Source organism: Pseudomonas sp. Mb7 (assembly GCF_054790525.1).
This window is the reverse complement of the sequence record NZ_CP186501.1, coordinates 696,861-714,813: the sequence shown is the minus strand read 5'-3', so window position 1 is coordinate 714,813 and position 17,953 is coordinate 696,861. Positions and strand designations below refer to the sequence as shown.

Below are 17,953 nucleotides of genomic sequence, written 5' to 3'. Positions count from 1 at the left end.
GGCGAGCAGGTGCCCGCCTAGATTGAGAATTTTCTGGCCGGCAAAGGTTTAGAAAAATTGCAGTCGCTGCGACGAACGGCGGCCCCGGATCAACTATTCAACGCGTGATGGTTCAAGCGTTTGGCGGCGTACATCGCCTGATCGGCATGGCGAAAAAGTTGCTGTTCCTCACTGCCGTGCTCTGGATAGCGGGCGACGCCAATGCTCGGTTCGATGTGAAGGTTGTGGCCATCGAGGCGCATTGGTTGCACCAGGACCTGGCGGATTTTTTCCGCCACGCCGTCAGCATCTTCCGAAACCTGCACGCTGTGCAGCAGCACGACAAATTCATCGCCGCCAATTCTGGCCACGGTGTCGGTTTCCCGCACGCAGCCTTTTAGGCGGTTGGCCACGGTTTGCAGGAGCATGTCGCCGACGGCGTGACCAAAGGTGTCGTTGACCTGTTTGAAGCGATCCAGGTCGACATACAACAAGGCCATGTGCCCTGATTGCGCGCGAGCGCCGGCCAACGCAGCCTTCAAGCGATCGCGCAGCAATTCACGATTGGGCAGCTGCGTGAGTTGATCGTACTGCGCCATGCGCCGCAGGCGGGCGTGCAATTGCTGGCGTTCGATGGCCGTGGCGACCTGGGCGCAAACGTATTGCAGCAGTTCCTTGTCTTGCTCGGTGTAGCGCTCGCCGCCGGGCAGGCTTTTGACGATCAAGGCGCCGATGGTGCCGTTTTTCGAGTTCAACGGCACGCCGAGCCAGCACGGCGCGTTCTGCCCCGCCACCAACTCGGCGAAATCGGCTGGGGAATCCGCACTGTCCGGTGTCAGAAGAATCGGCTGGCCGCTACGGATAACTTCCGTGCACAGCCGCCCGGTGACGGTGCCCGGTTGCTCGGGCTGCAATTCGTGATCGTCGACGTGATAAGGGAAATTCAGTTGTGCGCAGTGCTCGTCGTACAGCGCCACGGAGAAATTCATCGCCGGCAGCCATTCGCCGATGATCAGATGAATACGCTTGAACAGCGCCAGCAGATCCTCAGCCGCATGGGCCGCTTCGGATATCGCATAGAGCGCAGCCTGGCGCGACTCGGCCTGCTTGCGCTCGGTGATGTCGCGCGCCACGGCGATGCGCAACTGATCGACTTCCGACCAGCGCGCCGACCAGAGGATATGCACGACGCTGCCGTCCTTGCGCAGGTAACGGTTTTCAAAGTTGAGTTTGGGTTCGCCACCCATGATTTCGTTGGCGGCAGCCAGAGTGCGCTGACGATCCGCCGGGTGCACCAGCTCGATCATTTGCCGGCCGATCAACTCTTCAGGCGAATAACCGAAAACACGCTCACAAGCGGCACTGACAAAAACGAAGCGACCCTGCTTGTCGACCGCGCAAACGGCGTCCAGCAACAGATCAATAAAACTCGCCAACGGCGCGGAATTTCGGCTTTCCATGGTTCAGCGTGGGTGTCCGGACAATGCAGCACTGATCAACCATCCCTGACCTTTTTATTGCGCCTCCCTGCACACATTTTCAAGCCTTGTTCGGCATCAGCCCCGGCAGTGCATGCACCAGCGCGTTGATGGCAAAACCGATAAACATCACGCCGCACAAGCGGGTGATAAGCAACTCATGACGCTGATACAGCGTGCGTACCCGTTGCGCGCCGACCACGCCAATCAGAATAGCGTAGGCCAGCAAGCCACCGAGGAAACTCAGGGCAATCAACGCCGGCAGCATCGACCAGTTGAGCAGTTCGGCGCGGCTCGACAACAGCGCGGTGAAGGTCGCGACCGCCACCGGATAAGCCTTGGGATTGGTCAAGCCGAACAGAATGCCGTGCCAGAACGGATTGCGCGCCGCGCCCTGCGGCTCGTCACCGTTGCGACGCTGGGCGCGCACCGCGCGCCAGCCGAGCCAGAACAGGTACACACCGCTGAGCACACCGAGCACATCAAACGCGGTGCTGCCGATTTCCCGGGCGCCGACAATCGCGATCAGCGCGGTGCTGCACCAGACCACATCGCCGAGCAGATGCCCGCAAAGAAACCCCGCCCCGGCCCGCCGCCCGTGGGCTGCACCGATGCCGAACACCGCCAGCACACCCGGCCCGGGCGTAATGCCGTAAATGAAACCCGAGGCCAGCACGGCCATTAGCAACGATGGAGTCATGGAAAACCTGCAAGCGCCAGAACACGTGGCCGCCAGTCTATAACAGACAAATGAGTCTGATCATGACTCGTCGTAAAAACGCATGCCGGCGTACGGTTTTTGCCGACACGCCGACAGCCGTGAAGCGAGATCGCCGACATGCGCTTCGAGCTTGTGGCCATCGGGATCGAGAAAGTAGAACGACGCACCTTCGCTGCGGTTATCCCGCCACTCTTGCACGTTTGCCGCTTGTAGCTTATGCACAAACGTTGAGAAATCGGCTGCATCGAGGCTGAAAGCGTAATGGGTGTAATCGGCGCACGGTTGACTCGAACGCAGCGGATCAAGCGACAGGCACAACCACAGCCCCGGCAGCGACAGGTAGGCGCCGGCATCCCACGTGGCTTCGACGCGCAACTGCAGCAGATCACGGTAGAAGGCGAGGCTGCGATTCAAATCGCTGACCGCGAGGGTCAGGTGGTTGAGGCCGGTGAGCATCGGGTCAGTAACCTCTGAGGTCTTCGGGGACGATGTATTGTTGGCCGTCGTAGGTCAGGGTGACGCGAGTTTTCTTCATCTCGATCGTTTTCGAGATGCAGTCTTTGCCCGACAGGAAGGATTTGTAAACTGAACCACTTGAGCTGACGATCAGATCGGCGAAACCATGGTGGCTCGTCGGGCCGAGATCGATAGTTCTGCGGATTTGCGTGTCCTCGGTTCCACACTCATCCGTTCCTTCGCCGAACTCCTTGCGAATCACCAAGCCTTCCAGCACAGGGCGCAATTTGTTGCCTTCGCGCACATACAACGCCAAATCAGTTTTTGCGTAAGGATTGGCTCTGGAGCCGTGACTGGCGAATTTTGAACGCAAACCGAATGCACGGACATCAGCAGCCAATCGGTAACGGGCCGTATCGATTGTCAGATCGTCGAAACTAATGGCATCGGAATTGTAGGCACCCGGCTTTGCATAGGTAGCGAGGCTCTTGCCGCTTGTCGAACTGACGAGCGCCAGTTCCAGATCGAATACCCCCATCTCATCGTCGCCCGAATCCGAGAGAAATGAAGATTTCGCCGCAATCGATTGGTCATTGAAAGCAGGCCACGCTTTGCAGCGCGAAAGGGAATGGCCGTCGAACTTCTTCACTTCGCAGGCGGCCTGGGCTTGAGCGGCCATCGTCAAAAGGCCCATTGCGATGAAAGAGCCCAGCAATGTGGAACGCGAGATCATTGTTCTTCCTTGAGTAAAAGACATCGGTCTTAGAGGCCTTTGAAATCTTCAGGCATTACGTAGTTTTTGCCGTCATAGCGAAGTGTCGTCAAGACAGGTTTTTGCGTGACGGTATTGGATACACACGCCTCGCCCTCGCCCTCGCCAACGGTCGAGCTACGGATCGTTTTGATCATCAGATCGGCAAAGCCATGGCTGCTGGTCTTGGCCAGAGCCACGGTTCGCGTAGTCTCGTAGCGCTCTCCCGCACAATTGCCATCCCACTCTCCGCCATATTCATAAACCACCAGCCGATCCATGACAGGACGCAATGCGTTGCCGTCTTTCACATAGAGCGACAACCAGGTTTCATCCAAAGGATTCACACGGGAAGAGCCTTTGAATCGAACCCGAACGCCAAAGGCCTGCAATTGCGGCGTGAGCTTATAGCGGGCGGTATCGAATTTCAGTTCGTCCAGCGCGATGGCATCCACAGAGAATGCCGAGGGCTGATAAAAGCTCGCTAACGGCTTGGAGTCTGCACTCGCCACCAAGGCCAAACGCAGATCGTAAAGCCCTATAGTCTCTGACTCGCCATACACCGGATCGGGCGAGAAGTTGGCGGCGGCGGTGAGCGTCAGCCCTGGATACGCTGGCCAATCCTTACAGATGGAAAAATCCATCTCATGCGCCTTTGGCGCCGGCGTGCAATCGGCCAATGCCTGCCCCGCCAGCAACCACCCGCACAATGCCGCACATCCGATCCAGCCAGACTTCATTGTCAATTCCCGCTCCTTGATTACTTTTTCAGCCGCGCACTATCCCTTGCTATATCGGCCCTTTCAACCGAATCATCAGTAGACCAAAGCGCATTTCCCGTTTGGTAGCGAGAAGCAGTTGACGGCGTCGCGGGTGGCGGGGCGATGTTGGTGATCGCGGGGGGGTGGTGTTGATTCGGATGCTTGAGAGGAGCGGACTGGCTGTTAGCTGATGTCATGAATCCATGATTTTTCTGCGTCTGGAAGTCAGTCTTCGCGAGCAAGCTCGCTCCCACAGGGGAATGCATTTCAACTGGGAAATGCGATCAACTGTGGGAGCGAGCTTGCTCGCGAAGAGGCCAGCCCCTTCAGCGAAGGCTTGTCAGCCCTCCCCGTCAGTCCGCTACCGTCAACAATCGCACCAGATGAGCGGCTTCATTTCTCTGCCCCAGTACCAACACTGACGACTCCTGCAGACAGGCATCCTGCGCAATCCACTCGATACCGGCGGCGCCTTCGACATCAAATGCAGGATCCACGGCGCCATCGACCAAAAAGCCTCCGGTGAGTAAGCGTCGTTCTCCGTCCGAGGTCTGCCCGACCGTGACGATTCGCGGACCGGGGAAGTCATCCAGCGCAAACCCTGCGCTCCAGCTTTTAAGATCCAGTGGCCGCGTTGCGGCAGTAATGACTGGCGCACCGCCGTTGAATGCTGGATCAAACTCACCGTCGCGGGTGATCCCGCTGATGAAGCCATGCTGACGCTTTTCCCCGGCAGACGACTCGACGGCCGATCCGATCAACAACAGGCGCTGCGCCGATTGCCCAACGATGCGATTCACCGAGCTTTCGAGCGGTGCACCCGCATTTTGCAGTTCCAGCAGCAGCGTACCGTCCTTGCCGAACGACGTGGCAACCTGCCCGGAACGCTCGTAAGCCATGACTAAACCTTGGTTGGTCACTTCAGTCTTGCCATGGACCAGAATCTGCCCATCGTCCAACTGCGTAACCCCGTGCAACGTGATCGCCACACCGGAAAGCGTCAGGTGAATCCAGCCTTTGCCTGCAAACTCCGGGTCATCCTTGCCATCCAGAAAAAAACGCGTCAACAACCCGCTGCCCCCTTGAGAGGTGACGAAAAGCAATCTGTCCGGCAGCGCTTTCGCTGGAGTGGAGTGCGCCAGTATCAAGCGGCCGCCCGTGGCATTGTTCAGCACGGGAATACGCGTCGGCACGACTCGGTAGCCAGTCTGTCCATCACCAAATTCGGGATCGAGCGTACCGTCCGGTTTGAATCGAGCGATGATTTGCTCAAGCTTGCCTGCTGCATCTGCAAGCACTGCGCACAACCAGAATACGCCGCTCTCGACGACGGCCAGGTTCCCGCCTTGTGACAATCGCCCCCTGACAAACTGACCGTGAAGGTACCCGCCCTCGCCGAAGCTGGTATCGAGATGACCGTCCGCGAGCAGTCGCGTCAGGCCGTAATGCGAGGCTCCCGATGCATCGATGACGGTCGTACTGACCATGATGTGTCCCGAAGGCAGCACTGCGACACTTTTCCCGATGGTTTTGCGCGCGGCTGGAAACTGCAGTGTTTGCAGGCCCGAATGGGCAAAGGTCTGATCCAGCTCACCGGCTGATCGTGCTTTACGTGCATTGGCTTTCGGCATGTTCGTGTGCTCCTCAAGGCGATCGGAGTCGACCCCCGTTGTCAGAGCATTCGATCCGAAGCAGCCACAGCAGACAACTGACAGAAATGACAGTTTTTTAGAAGAAAACGAAATTACCGATCAAGTAAAAAAAGCTAAAAAACTGGTAGTTCTTACAGGTTCTAAACGGGACACACCGTGCCAGTGTTTCGTTTCAAATTCAGCCTGAAACGAGAAGCACAATGAGCACTCCCGACAAACCCAATACGCAACCTGTCCCGCCCCCGACCATCACCTACCCCGAAGAGGACAAGAACACGGGGGTTGCAACACTGTTTCTCGGCAGCGGTATACCGGGGGCTCTGGTGCAGGTCTGGAACGTTGAAGAGACACATTCGCTGGGTGGAGGACAGGTCAGCGCAAAGGGACGATGGGCGTTTAGCTTCAGCGGTGCCCAGTTTCCGGGAGAGCATAGGATCAAGGCCCGCCAGGAGGTGGATGGCGTCATGTCAGGTTGGAGTGAAGTGCGCAAATACAAGGCGCTCTTGGTGCCCCCCGTCAACATTCCGATAGTGATGGGACCGGAGGAAGAAGCGGAGGTAGATGCCGTTCCGGTCTTTTATGGCAATGTCACCAAGCCCATTGGCATCGTTAGCATTATCGATTTGGACACCGACCTGGAGATTGCCAGAGCCAGCGTCGACAGCGAAATGCAATGGCATACTCAAGCTACACCCCCCCTAACGAAAGGCAGGTATCGAATATCCGCCATTCACAACATCAACGGAGAATTGTCAGACTGGGGCCGTGTTCGAACATTTACGGTGATCACTGAGGACAAAGACAAGGGCAAAACCTAGCAGTCAAGCCCGTTGCCCCCGTCATGACCGCTCAAAACGCGTTGCGAAAAATCTCCTCGATCTGGCGCTGATCCGCCGCCCGAGGATTGGTCAAACCGCAGGCGTCTTTCAGCGCATTGGTGGCGAGCAGCGGAATATCACTGAGCTTGGCGCCGAGTTCACGCAAGCCACCGGGAATTTCGACATCCCTGGCCAGGCAGCGGATCGCATTGATCGCCGCCTGCGCGCCCTCTTCCGCGCTGAAACCGCGAATATCTGCACCCATGGCGTGGGCAACATCGGTCAGCCGCTCGGCACACACCAGCGCGTTGAACGTCTGCACATGAGGCAGCAGCACGGCGTTACACACGCCATGAGGCAAGTCGTAGAAACCGCCCAACTGATGCGCCATCGCATGCACGTAACCGAGCGAAGCATTGTTGAAGGCCATGCCGGCGAGGAACTGCGCGTACGCCATGTTTTCCCGCGCGGCAAGGTCGCTGCCGTCACGCACAGCCAAGCGCAGATTGTTGCTGATCAGGGTCATGGCTTTCAGGGCGCAGGCGTCGGTGATCGGGTTGGCGGCGGTCGAGACATAAGCCTCGATGGCGTGGGTCAGCGCATCCATGCCGGTGGCGGCGGTCAGGCCTTTGGGCATGGCGAGCATCAGCGCCGGGTCGTTGATCGACAGCAGCGGCGTGACATTACGGTCGACGATGGCCATTTTCACGTGGCGCGATTCGTCGGTGATGATGCAAAACCTGGTCATCTCGCTGGCGGTGCCGGCGGTGGTATTGATCGCGATCAGCGGCAGTTGCGGCTTGCTCGATTGGTCGACGCCCTCGTAATCGCGAATCTGCCCGCCATTGGTCGCGCACAGGGCAATGCCTTTAGCGCAGTCGTGCGGCGAACCGCCGCCCAGCGAGACGACGAAATCGCAGCGACTTTCCTTGAGCAGGCCCAGCCCCGACTCGACATTGGCAATGCTCGGGTTCGGTTTGGCGCCGTCGAAAATCACCGAATCGATGTCCTGCATCGCCAGTTTCTCGGCGACCATCGTGGCCACGCCAGCCTTGGCCAGCCCCACGTCAGTGACGATCAGCGCTTTGCGAAAACCGTAATTGCGAATGGCGACCATGGCTTCGTCGAGGCAGCCGTTGCCCATGATGTTTACCGCCGGAATGAAAAAGGTGCTGGTCATGCGCGCATCTCCTGACTGAGGCCGAATCGACTGCGCCGATCCGGCGGATGCACACAGGATCGACCGATCGGTCACGACCGATGTTGATCTGGCTCAATGCCCGCTCGTGATAAAGTCGCCGCCCATCAGCCCCTTTGTTTTGAGACCGCCTACGCAATGACCGATTTTCTCGATGTCGACGCCAGCCTCGAAGACTGGAACACCGTGCGCGCCGCGACCGATTTCAGCGGTTTGCTGGTGGGCAATGGCGCCAGCCGTGCGGTGTGGGACGACTTCGGCTACGACTCGCTGTTCGAAAACGCCCGCACCGTCGAAGAAAAACCGCTGAGCCCATCGGAACTGGCAGTGTTCGACGCGCTGCAAACACGCAGCTTCGAGCAGGTGCTCGGTGCGCTGAAAACCACCAGCCGGGTCAACAAGGCCCTGGCCGTCAGTTCGGCGGCGCCGCGCAACCGCTACTACGCGATCAAGGAAGCGCTGATCAACACAGTGCACGCGGTGCACATTCCGTGGCGACTGGTGAAGCCTTCGACGCTGGCGACGGTGAACGAAGAACTGGCGCGCTATCGCACCGTGTTCACCACCAATTACGACCTGCTCAACTACTGGGCGCTGCAACACAACAGCGCGGCCATTGACGATCTGTTCAACGGCGCCAGCGCGAGTTTTGATCTGAGCGAAACTGCCACCGACAAACCGCGCTTGTTGTACCTGCACGGCGGTCTGCATCTGGTGCGCAATCAGGACGGCACGGCGCGCAAGCTGACTTCAACCGAAGGCACGTTGCTTGGTAGTTTTGCGATCAACAACACGCTCAAGACGCTGGATGACGTGCCGCTGTTCGTCACCGAAGGGCCGAGCGCGGACAAGCTCAAGACCATTCGCAGTTCGGATTACCTGTCGTTCTGTTATGAGCAGTTGCTCGGGCATGGCGGCAGTTTGTGCATCTTTGGTCATGCCTTGGGTGAGCAGGATGCGCATATCGTTCGGGCGCTGCGGTTGGCGAAACCGAAGACTGTGGCGATCTCGATTTATCCGCGCAGTGCGGCGTTTGTGCAGCATCAGAAGCGGCATTACGCGCAGGTGTTTGAGGGGACCGGGGTTGAGTTGCGGTTTTTTGATGCCAAGAGCCATGCGCTCGGCAATCCGAAGTTGTCGGTGCCCGTCGAGGTTTGATGCAGGCCTGACTGACGCCTTCGCGAGCAGGCTCGCTCCCACATTTGGATCGCATTCCCCTGTGGGAGCGAGCCTGCTCGCGAAGCTTTTGGGGGCGCCTCAATCTTCGGCGCTGTGCACCACCACCAGCAACTGCGCCTGCACCTCCCCCACCGAGCGGATCCGGTGCGGCTTCTGTGCATTGAAGTGCAACGCATCGCCACGTTCCAGCAGCACCTTCTCGTTCATGAAATCCACTTCGACCTGCCCTTCGTGGACGAACAGAAACTCTTCGCCCAAATGCTCTTTGAACGTTTTGTCAGTGAACTCGCTGGGCGGGTAGATGATGAACGGCAGCAGGTTGCGCTCGCTGACCTGATGCGCGAGCACGGCATATCCCGGACTCTGGTCATTCGCTGCCAGTGACTGGCGCTCGTGGCTGCGCACCAGGCTGTAGCTGTCGAGGCTGACGTTGTCTTCGGAGAACAATTCCTCGACTTTCACATTCAGCGCTTTCGCCAGTTTCAACGCAGCAGCAATCGACGGCGTGTTCAGCCCGCGCTCGACTTTGGACAGATAACTCTTGGTCATGCCGGATTTTTCGGCCAATGCCTCAAGGGTTACGCCAAGTTTTTTTCTCAATAATTTCAAACGGATAGACATGCGCAGCAGTTATTCCATGGAGGAAGCGACGATTTGTGCTTGCTAATGACACTTTGTGTCATATAGCCTCTTTCGTGTCATTTGCTCTCACCCAAAGGACACAGACATGGCCAAGACATTAGCACTACCCAAAGACCAACTGGTCAAGCAAGCGCTGACCCAGATGCAAAAAAGCCTGGCGGATAATACGTGGACGGACCGGCAAAAGCTGGCCCTGACCTGCCGGATTTTGTTCGAGAACGGTCACGACTCCGGTCTGGCCGGACAAATCACCGCCCGTGGGCCGCAACCCGGCACCTATTACACTCAGCAACTGGGGCTGGGTTTCGACGAAATCACCGCGAGCAATCTGCTGCTGGTCAACGAGGATCTGGAAGTCCTCGAAGGTCACGGCATGGCCAACCCGGCCAACCGTTTCCACAGCTGGGTGTACCGCGCCCGGCCGGACGTGAACTGCATCATCCACACCCACCCGACCCACGTCGCGGCGCTGTCGATGCTGGAGGTGCCGTTGCAGATTTCCCACATGGACCTGTGCCCGCTGTACGACGACTGCGCGTTTCTTGAAGGCTGGCCGGGTGTGCCGGTGGGCAATGAAGAAGGTGAGTTGATTGCCGGCGCGCTGGGCGACAAACGCGCGATTGTGCTTTCGCACCACGGTCAACTGTCGACCGGTACGACGATTGAAGAAGCCTGTGTCATCGCCCAACTGATCGAGCGCGCGGCCAAGCTGCAACTGCTGGCGATGGCGGCCGGTACGATCAAGCCGATCATTCCCGAACTGGGTCGCGAAGCCCATGACTGGATCGCCAAGCCGAAACGCCACGCCGCTGCCTTCAACTATTACGCCCGGCAGAACCTGCGCCAACACGCCGATTGCCTGAACTGAAACCTGTTACGGAGAGATTCCTATGTCCACTATTCACGGCATCATCGGCTACACCATCACCCCGTTCGGCGCCAACGGCGAAGGGCTGGACATGCCAGCGCTCGGGCAATCGATCGATCGCCTGATCGACAGCGGCGTCCACGCCATCGCGCCGTTGGGCAGCACTGGCGAAGGCGCTTACCTGAGCGATGCGGAGTGGGATCAGGTTGCCGAGTTCAGCATCAAGCACGTCGCCAAACGGGTGCCAACCATCGTCAGCGTCTCTGACCTGACCACCGTCAAAGCCGTGCGCCGCGCACGTTTCGCCGAAGCCCACGGTGCCGATGTGGTGATGGTGCTGCCGGCTTCGTACTGGAAGCTCACCGAGGCGGAAATCTTCGCTCACTACCGCGCTATTGGCGAGCGCATCGGCGTGCCGATCATGCTCTACAACAACCCGGCCACCAGCGGCACTGACATGTCGGTGGAGCTGATTTTGCGCATCGTCAAAGGCGTGGAAAACGTGACCATGGTCAAGGAGAGCACCGGCGATATTCAGCGCATGCACAAGCTGCAATTGCTCGGCGAAGGTCAGGTGCCGTTCTACAACGGCTGCAATCCGCTGGCACTGGAAGCGTTTGCGGCCGGGGCGAAAGGCTGGTGCACAGCGGCGCCGAACCTGATCCCGCAGTTGAATCTGGACTTGTACGAGGCCGCCATGGCCGGTGATCTGGATCGCGCGCGGGATTTGTTTTACCGCCAGTTGCCGCTGCTGGATTTCATCTTGAAGGGTGGCTTGCCGGCGACGATCAAGGCAGGGTTGCGGCAGACCGGGCTTGAAGTGGGCGATCCGCGCTTGCCGGTCTTCCCGCTGAGTGAAGCGGGCCAGACCCAGCTGCAAGCAATCCTGAAAACCCTGCGCTGATCCACTGACAACGCAAAAACCTGTGGGAGCTGGCTTGCCAGCGATGGCGGTGAATCATTCAACATCAATGCTGAATGAAATGGCCTCATCGCTGGCAAGCCAGCTCCCACAGGAATGGTGTTGGATTTGAAAGCGGGTTTAGAGAACCGGCAAAGTCTTGTCCTTGATCACTTTGCTCGGCCCGTTCGTTTTAACGCTGGCAATGCCTTTATCGCACGCAGCATCCGATGAATACGCCTCGCTGTTACCGATGATCTGGTGATTGGCCGCTTTCAGATTGAAGTACGGATGGCCGTCCTTCGTTGACTTCTTCTCGTAGCGTTCATCCAGCGGGCTGTTGGTTTGCACCGCCGCGATGCCGCCGTCGGCCGCAGCGCGAGTGGTGTACAGCTCGCTGGTCAGAATCGTTTCGGCATTCGCCGCTTTCAACACGAACCTGAACTGGCCGTTGCTGCTTTTACTGATTTCGTACCATCCGGACATGCTCGTTTCTCCTTGGCGATTGAGAGATTTCGCGCTTCAGAGTAAAGACCAGTCCTGATTATCTGTCGCCTGTACCGGCCCTATCGCTGGCAAGCCAGCACCCACAGAGGTCTGTTGTGTGCCCTATAACTGTGCCGCATCACAATACCTGTGGGAGCTGGCTTGCCAGCGATGGGGTCAACCCGGTCTGGCCTATTTCACCACCGCCCGCACCACCGACAACTCCGGCGCACCCACCCGCCGCTGACTCAGATAGCGCGTACAACTCACCCGCAGGAACGAGGCAAAATTCACCACTTCCCCGCGATAATCCATCACCTCTTCATACAGCTTGGTGATCAGCTGGTTGGTGGTCATGCCGTCGACCTCGGCGATTTCACTGAGGATGTCCCAGAACTGATTCTCCAGGCGCAACGTCGTCACCACGCCGCAGATGCGCAACGAGCGCGAGCGTGATTCGTAGAGAATAGGGTCAGCCTTGACGTAGAGCTCGCACATCGGCGGATCCTCGTTACAGGGTGATTTTGGTGCCGAGCAAACCAAGGAAACCGGCCAGCCAGTTCGGATGCGCCGGCCATGCCGGGGCTGTGGCCAGATTGCCTTGAACGTGGCCGTCCGTCACCGGGATATCGATGTACGTACCACCCGCCAGTCGCACTTCCGGCGCGCAGGCCGGATAGGCACTGCATTCGCGCCCTTCAAGCACGCCCGCCGCTGCCAGCAATTGCGCGCCGTGGCAGACCGCAGCAATCGGTTTGCCGGCCTTGTCGAAGGCGCGCACCAGGTCGAGGACTTTTTCGTTCAGACGCAGGTATTCCGGCGCCCGACCGCCGGGGATCAGCAGCGCGTCGTAATCGGCCTCGCTGACCTTGGCAAAGTCGAAGTTGAGGGCGAACAGGTGACCGGGCTTTTCGCTGTAAGTCTGATCGCCTTCGAAGTCATGGATCGCGGTGCGCACGGTTTTGCCGGCAGCCTTGTCCGGGCACACGGCGTGGACGGTGTGACCAACCATTTGCAGGGCTTGGAACGGCACCATCACTTCGTAATCTTCGACGTAATCGCCGACCAGCATCAGGATCTTTTTCGCGGCCATGGGGAGGACTCCTCTGGAGAATGCTTGGGAGTGTTCAAGGTAGACCTTATCCGCGAGGTCGGGTAACAACCGGCTACTACCGAGTTGACTCATCGCTGGCAAGCCAGCTCCCACAGGTTCTGAGGCGACCACCGATGTTGTGTTCAACTCGGACACTGTGGGAGCTGGCTTGCCAGCGATGCGATCTCAAACTGTACGGATAAGTCTGTGCCTAGCTGTAACAGCCCGAACTGCAAGGTTTATGGCTTTATGAAGGTCATTCCCTGCCACCTTCAATTCCGGTCCCCCCTCATGTCCTCGCGCGAAAACACCGGCATGGCCCTCGGCCTGCTCGGCGTGGTGATCTTCAGCCTCACCCTGCCCTTCACCCGCATCGTGGTGCAGGAACTGCATCCGCTGCTCAACGGTTTGGGCCGCGCATTGTTCGCGGCGATTCCGGCGGCGCTGTTGCTTTTGTGGCGGCGCGAGAAATGGCCGACGTGGCAGCAAGTCAAAGGCCTGAGCCTGGTGATCGCCGGGGTGATTCTGGGTTTTCCGGTGTTGTCGGCGTGGGCCATGCAAACGTTGCCGGCGTCCCACGGTGCCTTGGTCAACGGACTGCAACCGCTGTGCGTGGCGCTGTATGCCGCGTGGTTGTCCCATGAGCGGCCGTCAAAAGCCTTCTGGGCCTGCGCAGCGTTGGGCAGTGCGTTGGTGCTCGGTTATGCGCTATACACCGGGGCCGGCAGCATTCAGGCGGGTGATCTGTTGATGCTCGGCGCGATTGCCGTCGGAGGACTGGGCTACGCCGAAGGTGGCCGGTTGGCCAAGGAGATGGGCGGCTGGCAGGTGATCTGCTGGGCGCTGGTGCTGTCGACACCGTTGTTGATCGGGCCGGTGCTGTATCTGGCCCTGCAACATCAGGGCGCAGTGTCGGCCAAGGCCTGGTGGGCGTTCGGGTATGTGGCGCTGTTTTCGCAGTTTCTCGGATTTTTCGCGTGGTACGCAGGGCTGGCCATGGGCGGGATCGCCCGGGTCAGTCAGATCCAGTTGCTGCAGATCTTCTTCACCATCGCGTTTTCGGCGCTGTTCTTTGGCGAACATGTCGAGCCGATTACCTGGGTGTTTGCCTGTGGCGTGATTGCAACGGTCACGCTCGGGCGCAAAACCGCCGTGCGCCCTGCCCAACCTGCCACAGCCTGAACACATTCCCTTGTAGGAGCTGCCGCAGGCTACGATCTTTTGATCTTGTTTTTTAAGATCAAAAGATCGCAGCCTGCGGCAGCTCCTATAGTGGTTTTATTTCAGATCTTGTCAGGTCAGGTAGCCGTCGGCGCGCAGGAGTGTTTCCAGGCAGTGCTCGCTGATGTGGTAGAAAGCCTTCAACTCTTCGATCTTCACCAACAACTGCGCCGGGTCCACCGGCTCGGCGCGCTTCACCGCCAGAATCATTTTGTTCTTGTTGGTGTGATCCAGCGAGATGAATTCGAAGACCTTGGTCTCGTAGCCGCAGGCTTCAAGGAACAGTGCGCGCAGACTGTCGGTGACCATTTCCGCTTGCTGACCGAGATGCAAACCGTATTGCAGCATCGGCTTGAGCAGCGCCGGGCTCTGGATCTGCAGGCGGATCTGTTTGTGGCAGCACGGCGAGCACATGATGATCGACGCGCCGGAACGGATGCCGGTGTGGATCGCGTAATCGGTAGCGATGTCGCAGGCATGCAGGGCGATCATCACGTCCAGCTCGCTCGGCGCCACACTGCGCACGTCACCGCACTTGAACACCAGCCCCGGGTGATCGAGTTTCGCTGCAGCGGCGTTGCACAGGTTGACCATTTCCTCACGCAACTCGACGCCGGTGACCTCGCCTTCAGCCTTGAGCGTATTGCGCAGGTAATCGTGAATGGCGAACGTCAGATAGCCCTTGCCCGAACCGAAATCTGCCACCCGCACTGGTTTGTCCAGCGCCAGCGGCGACGAGGTCAGGGCATGGCTGAACACTTCGATGAACTTGTTGATCTGCTTCCACTTGCGTGACATCGCCGGGATCAGCTCATGCTGCGCGTTGGTCACGCCCAGGTCCTTGAGGAACGGTCGGCTCAGTTCGAGGAAGCGATTTTTCTCGCGGTTGTGCTCGGCAGACGGCGCTTCGCGCAATTGCTGAGGTTTGCTCTTGAACAGCGAACTCTTGCCCTTTTTGCTGTATTCGAGCTGGGCTTCATCAGTCACCGCGAGTAAATGGGCATTTTTGAACGAGGCCGGCAACAACTCGGCAATCGCCGTCACACCGTCAGCCAATGGCAGGTTTTTGGTGATGTCGCGGGTTTTGTATCGATAGACGAACGACAGATTCGGCTGCGCCTTGACCGTCACCGGTTTGATGATGACTCGCTGCAGATCCACTTCTTCGCCAACGTATTTGGCCAGCACCAGTTTGATGAAGCCGTTCTGTTCGAGGCTGGTTTGCAGCAGCTCGATGAACTGGGCGTGGTGATCGGGCGCAGGCTTGATGGACGGGGCAGTAACGGACATGAAAAAGCGGCCTCGGACGGGCGAAATCGGGAATGGCGGGTATTTTAGGGGGGAAGGGGGTTGGGGACACGCTCTTATTTACCGAACGGTTGGTTAAAGCAGCCCTCACCCTAGCCCTCTCCCAGAGGTAGAGGGGACTGATTGGGGGATATTGACGAGATACACCGACTTGAACGATTTGCCTTGAATCCATAATCGACACGGTTTTTCAGGTCGATGTCGAGCGCAAGACACCTCGGTCGGCCCCCTCTCCCTCCGGGAGAGGGCTGGGGTGAGGGTTTGTCTCACCCCAGCACAATCAACCGATTCGGCAACTCATTCCTCACCTGCGTCACCGGCACATGCACCTTCAGCAATTCCCCACACGCCTCGATACACGTCACAAATCCCTCCAGCGTGCGCCCCTGCCTGACCTGCTCGGTAAACGCCGCGACAATCGCATCCCAACTCTTGTTATCCAGCCGCTTGGAAATCCCCTCATCCACCAGAATCTCCACATACCGCTCCGCCTCGCAGACAAAAATCAGCATGCCGGTACTGCCCACGGTGTGGTGCAGGTTCTGCTCTAGAAACTGCCGCCGCGCCAGATTCGAGGCGCGCCAGTGGCGCACGCGACGCGGGATCAAATGAGTGGTGATTTTCGGCAAACGAAACAGCAGACACAGCACGATAAACGCGCCCCACTGCACCAACAGCAGACTGCGCAGGGTCAGCCAGCCGGTCAGATAGTGCACGACGCCCGGCACCACCAGTGCCAAGAGGCTCGCCCACAGCAGCGGGATGTACGCGTAGTCATCGGCGCGCGCGGCTAGCACCGTCACCAGTTCGGCGTCGGTGTCGCGCTCGACCCGGGCAATCGCCTCGGCGACTTTGCGTTGTTCGTGTTCGGTCAGTAGTGCCATGTTGAAAAGTGCCTGCTCATTATTCTTCTGATATCACCAGCCGCCGGACGAACCACCGCCGCCGAAACTGCCCCCGCCGCCGCTGAAGCCTCCACCTCCACCGCCGCCGCCAAAACCACCACCGCCAAAGCCGCCCCCTCCTCCTGAGCCGCCCCGGCCGGCAGGCAGGATACCGAGCATCTGGCAGACAAACACCGTCAGGATGAACAACATCACCAAAAACACAAACAATGCCGGATGCCGCGAGATGAAATCATCGGACGGATCACCGGTGGATTCATACACCGTCGACGGTTCATCGAGCGGATTGCCACCCAGCACCACCAGCATCGCCGCCACGCCGTCGCTGATGCCTTTGCTGAAATTGCCGCTCTTGAACGCGGGCGTGATGACTTGATGGATGATCACTGAAGTCTGCGCATCGGTCAGCCGATCCTCCAGGCCATAACCGACTTCGATGCGCAGTTTGCGCTCGTCACGGGCAACGATCAGCAGCGCGCCGTTGTTCTTGTCCTTTTGACCAATTGCCCAGTGACGCCCGAGTTGAACGCCAAAGTCCTCGATGGTCGTACCTTGCAGATCCGGCAGCGTGACCACGACCAACTGCTCGCCGGTCGCCTGTTCGTGGGCCTGCAACTGCTGGGTCAGTTGCGTGCGCACCGACGGCTCGAGCATCTGCGCTTCGTCCACCACCCGCCCGCTCAGCGCCGGGAACGTCAACTCGGCCTGGGCGCTGACGGCGAACAGCCACAGCATCAGCACCAGACCCATTTTCAACACGCGCATGGACAACCTCGAATCAGAATTTCACTTCCGGGGCCTTTTCCGCGCCGGGCGTGGTGGCTTCGAAGGTTTCGCGGATCGGCAGATCGCTGTACATCACGCTGTGCCAGAGGCGACCGGGGAAGGTGCGGATCTCGGTGTTGTATTTCTGCACCGCCAGAATGAAATCGCGGCGAGCCACCGCAATGCGGTTTTCCGTGCCTTCCAGCTGCGATTGCAGGGCGAGGAAGTTCTGGTTGGCTTTCAGGTCCGGATAGCGCTCTGAGACCACCATCAAGCGGCTCAATGCACCGGTCAGTTGATCCTGCGCCTGCTGGAATTGCTTAAGTTTCTCGGGATTGTCGAGGGTGTTGGCGTCGACCTGAATCGAGGTCGCTTTCGCCCGCGCCTCAATCACTGCCGTGAGGGTTTCCTCTTCATGCTTGGCATAACCCTTCACCGTTTCCACCAGGTTGGGGATCAGGTCGGCGCGGCGCTGGTACTGGTTCTGCACCTGGCCCCACGCAGCTTTGGCCTGTTCGTCGAGGGTCGGGATATTGTTGATTCCGCACGCGGTCAACAGCGTGGCCAGCACCAGCAGTGTGGCGACCTGCAAACGCGAGCGATTGGTTGGGCTTACATTCATCGCAGTGATGCTCCTTGGCACATATCATTATAAAAACCGAGCGCGAAACATTCTCAGCGGGCTGTTGGGGCATAATCGGCCGCGTCGCTGGATTACGACGGGGCAATGGGCTAAAAAGTGCCCTGCGTGATCATGCGGCCAAGTGTCGG

At 58.8% G+C, this 17,953-nt stretch carries 20 protein-coding genes; 5 read left to right on the top strand and 15 right to left on the bottom strand.

The genetic code is table 11. The features are described from left to right. Positions 1 to 89: 89 nt before the first annotated feature. The 6 genes from ACOYXH_RS03285 to ACOYXH_RS03260 form a co-directional block, all read right to left on the bottom strand. Positions 90 to 1,439: a sensor domain-containing protein gene (locus ACOYXH_RS03285; protein WP_320413986.1), complete on the bottom strand. Its 1,350-nt coding sequence runs from the start codon at positions 1,437 to 1,439 to the stop codon at positions 90 to 92. Between the two features lie 79 nt (positions 1,440 to 1,518). Beyond that, entirely contained in the window at positions 1,519 to 2,157 is a 639-nt protein-coding gene (locus ACOYXH_RS03280; protein ID WP_095049187.1) for a LysE family translocator, read from the bottom strand. A 60-nt stretch (positions 2,158 to 2,217) separates the two neighbouring features. Next, positions 2,218 to 2,634, bottom strand: coding sequence for a fosfomycin resistance glutathione transferase (gene fos, locus ACOYXH_RS03275; protein WP_095049186.1), 417 nt, complete (start codon positions 2,632 to 2,634; stop codon positions 2,218 to 2,220). Between the two features lie 4 nt (positions 2,635 to 2,638). Further along, the gene (locus tag ACOYXH_RS03270) at positions 2,639 to 3,367 is read right to left on the bottom strand and encodes a PA3715 family protein (RefSeq protein WP_095125602.1); all 729 of its coding nucleotides are present in this window, start codon (positions 3,365 to 3,367) and stop codon (positions 2,639 to 2,641) included. A gap of 29 nt (positions 3,368 to 3,396) precedes the next feature. Continuing rightward, complete coding sequence (locus ACOYXH_RS03265) at positions 3,397 to 4,131, bottom strand: PA3715 family protein (protein WP_449123162.1); 735 nt, start codon at positions 4,129 to 4,131, stop codon at positions 3,397 to 3,399. A gap of 368 nt (positions 4,132 to 4,499) precedes the next feature. Continuing rightward, positions 4,500 to 5,777, bottom strand: coding sequence for an NHL repeat-containing protein (locus ACOYXH_RS03260; RefSeq protein WP_460410254.1), 1,278 nt, complete (start codon positions 5,775 to 5,777; stop codon positions 4,500 to 4,502). A 221-nt stretch (positions 5,778 to 5,998) separates the two neighbouring features. Here ACOYXH_RS03260 and ACOYXH_RS03255 point away from each other — a divergent pair, with 221 nt between their 5' ends. Beyond that, positions 5,999 to 6,616 carry a hypothetical protein gene (locus ACOYXH_RS03255; RefSeq protein ID WP_095125604.1) on the top strand — a complete coding sequence of 206 codons (618 nt, stop codon included), beginning with the start codon at positions 5,999 to 6,001 and terminating at the stop codon, positions 6,614 to 6,616. A gap of 31 nt (positions 6,617 to 6,647) precedes the next feature. On the opposite strand, the gene yiaY is transcribed toward ACOYXH_RS03255, so the two are convergent. Next, a complete protein-coding gene (gene yiaY, locus ACOYXH_RS03250) occupies positions 6,648 to 7,796 on the bottom strand; it encodes an L-threonine dehydrogenase (RefSeq protein ID WP_460410253.1) in 1,149 nt (382 codons plus the stop codon). Positions 7,797 to 7,952: 156 nt separating this feature from the next. On the opposite strand from yiaY, the gene ACOYXH_RS03245 reads away from it, so the two are divergent. After that, a complete protein-coding gene (locus tag ACOYXH_RS03245; protein WP_095049181.1) occupies positions 7,953 to 8,972 on the top strand; it encodes a DUF4917 family protein in 1,020 nt (339 codons plus the stop codon). A 99-nt stretch (positions 8,973 to 9,071) separates the two neighbouring features. Here ACOYXH_RS03245 and ACOYXH_RS03240 read toward each other — a convergent pair whose 3' ends face one another. Beyond that, entirely contained in the window at positions 9,072 to 9,614 is a 543-nt protein-coding gene (locus tag ACOYXH_RS03240) for a helix-turn-helix domain-containing protein (RefSeq protein WP_034153101.1), read from the bottom strand. A 106-nt stretch (positions 9,615 to 9,720) separates the two neighbouring features. On the opposite strand from ACOYXH_RS03240, the gene ACOYXH_RS03235 reads away from it, so the two are divergent. Together ACOYXH_RS03235 and ACOYXH_RS03230 are read left to right on the top strand one after the other, a co-directional pair. Then, positions 9,721 to 10,503 (top strand): aldolase, encoded by a 783-nt coding sequence (locus tag ACOYXH_RS03235; protein ID WP_077571483.1) that lies wholly within the window; start codon positions 9,721 to 9,723, stop codon positions 10,501 to 10,503. Positions 10,504 to 10,525: 22 nt separating this feature from the next. After that, the gene (locus tag ACOYXH_RS03230) at positions 10,526 to 11,407 is read left to right on the top strand and encodes a dihydrodipicolinate synthase family protein (protein ID WP_449123160.1); all 882 of its coding nucleotides are present in this window, start codon (positions 10,526 to 10,528) and stop codon (positions 11,405 to 11,407) included. Between the two features lie 138 nt (positions 11,408 to 11,545). Here the strand turns inward: ACOYXH_RS03230 and ACOYXH_RS03225 are convergent, their stop codons facing one another. The 3 genes from ACOYXH_RS03225 to ACOYXH_RS03215 form a co-directional block, all read right to left on the bottom strand. Continuing rightward, a complete protein-coding gene (locus ACOYXH_RS03225; RefSeq protein WP_095049178.1) occupies positions 11,546 to 11,890 on the bottom strand; it encodes a YegP family protein in 345 nt (114 codons plus the stop codon). A gap of 192 nt (positions 11,891 to 12,082) precedes the next feature. After that, a complete protein-coding gene (locus ACOYXH_RS03220) occupies positions 12,083 to 12,388 on the bottom strand; it encodes a ribbon-helix-helix domain-containing protein (RefSeq protein WP_095049177.1) in 306 nt (101 codons plus the stop codon). 13 nt (positions 12,389 to 12,401) lie between these two features. Beyond that, complete coding sequence (locus ACOYXH_RS03215; protein WP_095049176.1) at positions 12,402 to 12,983, bottom strand: DJ-1/PfpI family protein; 582 nt, start codon at positions 12,981 to 12,983, stop codon at positions 12,402 to 12,404. A 291-nt stretch (positions 12,984 to 13,274) separates the two neighbouring features. On the opposite strand from ACOYXH_RS03215, the gene ACOYXH_RS03210 reads away from it, so the two are divergent. Then, a complete protein-coding gene (locus ACOYXH_RS03210) occupies positions 13,275 to 14,165 on the top strand; it encodes a DMT family transporter (RefSeq protein ID WP_220558253.1) in 891 nt (296 codons plus the stop codon). A 111-nt stretch (positions 14,166 to 14,276) separates the two neighbouring features. Here the strand turns inward: ACOYXH_RS03210 and ACOYXH_RS03205 are convergent, their stop codons facing one another. The 4 genes from ACOYXH_RS03205 to ACOYXH_RS03190 form a co-directional block, all read right to left on the bottom strand. After that, positions 14,277 to 15,494, bottom strand: coding sequence for a class I SAM-dependent methyltransferase (locus ACOYXH_RS03205; protein ID WP_320413981.1), 1,218 nt, complete (start codon positions 15,492 to 15,494; stop codon positions 14,277 to 14,279). Positions 15,495 to 15,778: 284 nt separating this feature from the next. Next, the gene (locus ACOYXH_RS03200) at positions 15,779 to 16,396 is read right to left on the bottom strand and encodes a TPM domain-containing protein (RefSeq protein WP_038358258.1); all 618 of its coding nucleotides are present in this window, start codon (positions 16,394 to 16,396) and stop codon (positions 15,779 to 15,781) included. Positions 16,397 to 16,429: 33 nt separating this feature from the next. Further along, a complete protein-coding gene (locus ACOYXH_RS03195) occupies positions 16,430 to 17,182 on the bottom strand; it encodes a TPM domain-containing protein (protein WP_220558251.1) in 753 nt (250 codons plus the stop codon). A 13-nt stretch (positions 17,183 to 17,195) separates the two neighbouring features. After that, entirely contained in the window at positions 17,196 to 17,804 is a 609-nt protein-coding gene (locus tag ACOYXH_RS03190) for a LemA family protein (RefSeq protein WP_320413980.1), read from the bottom strand. Positions 17,805 to 17,953 lie beyond the last annotated feature (149 nt).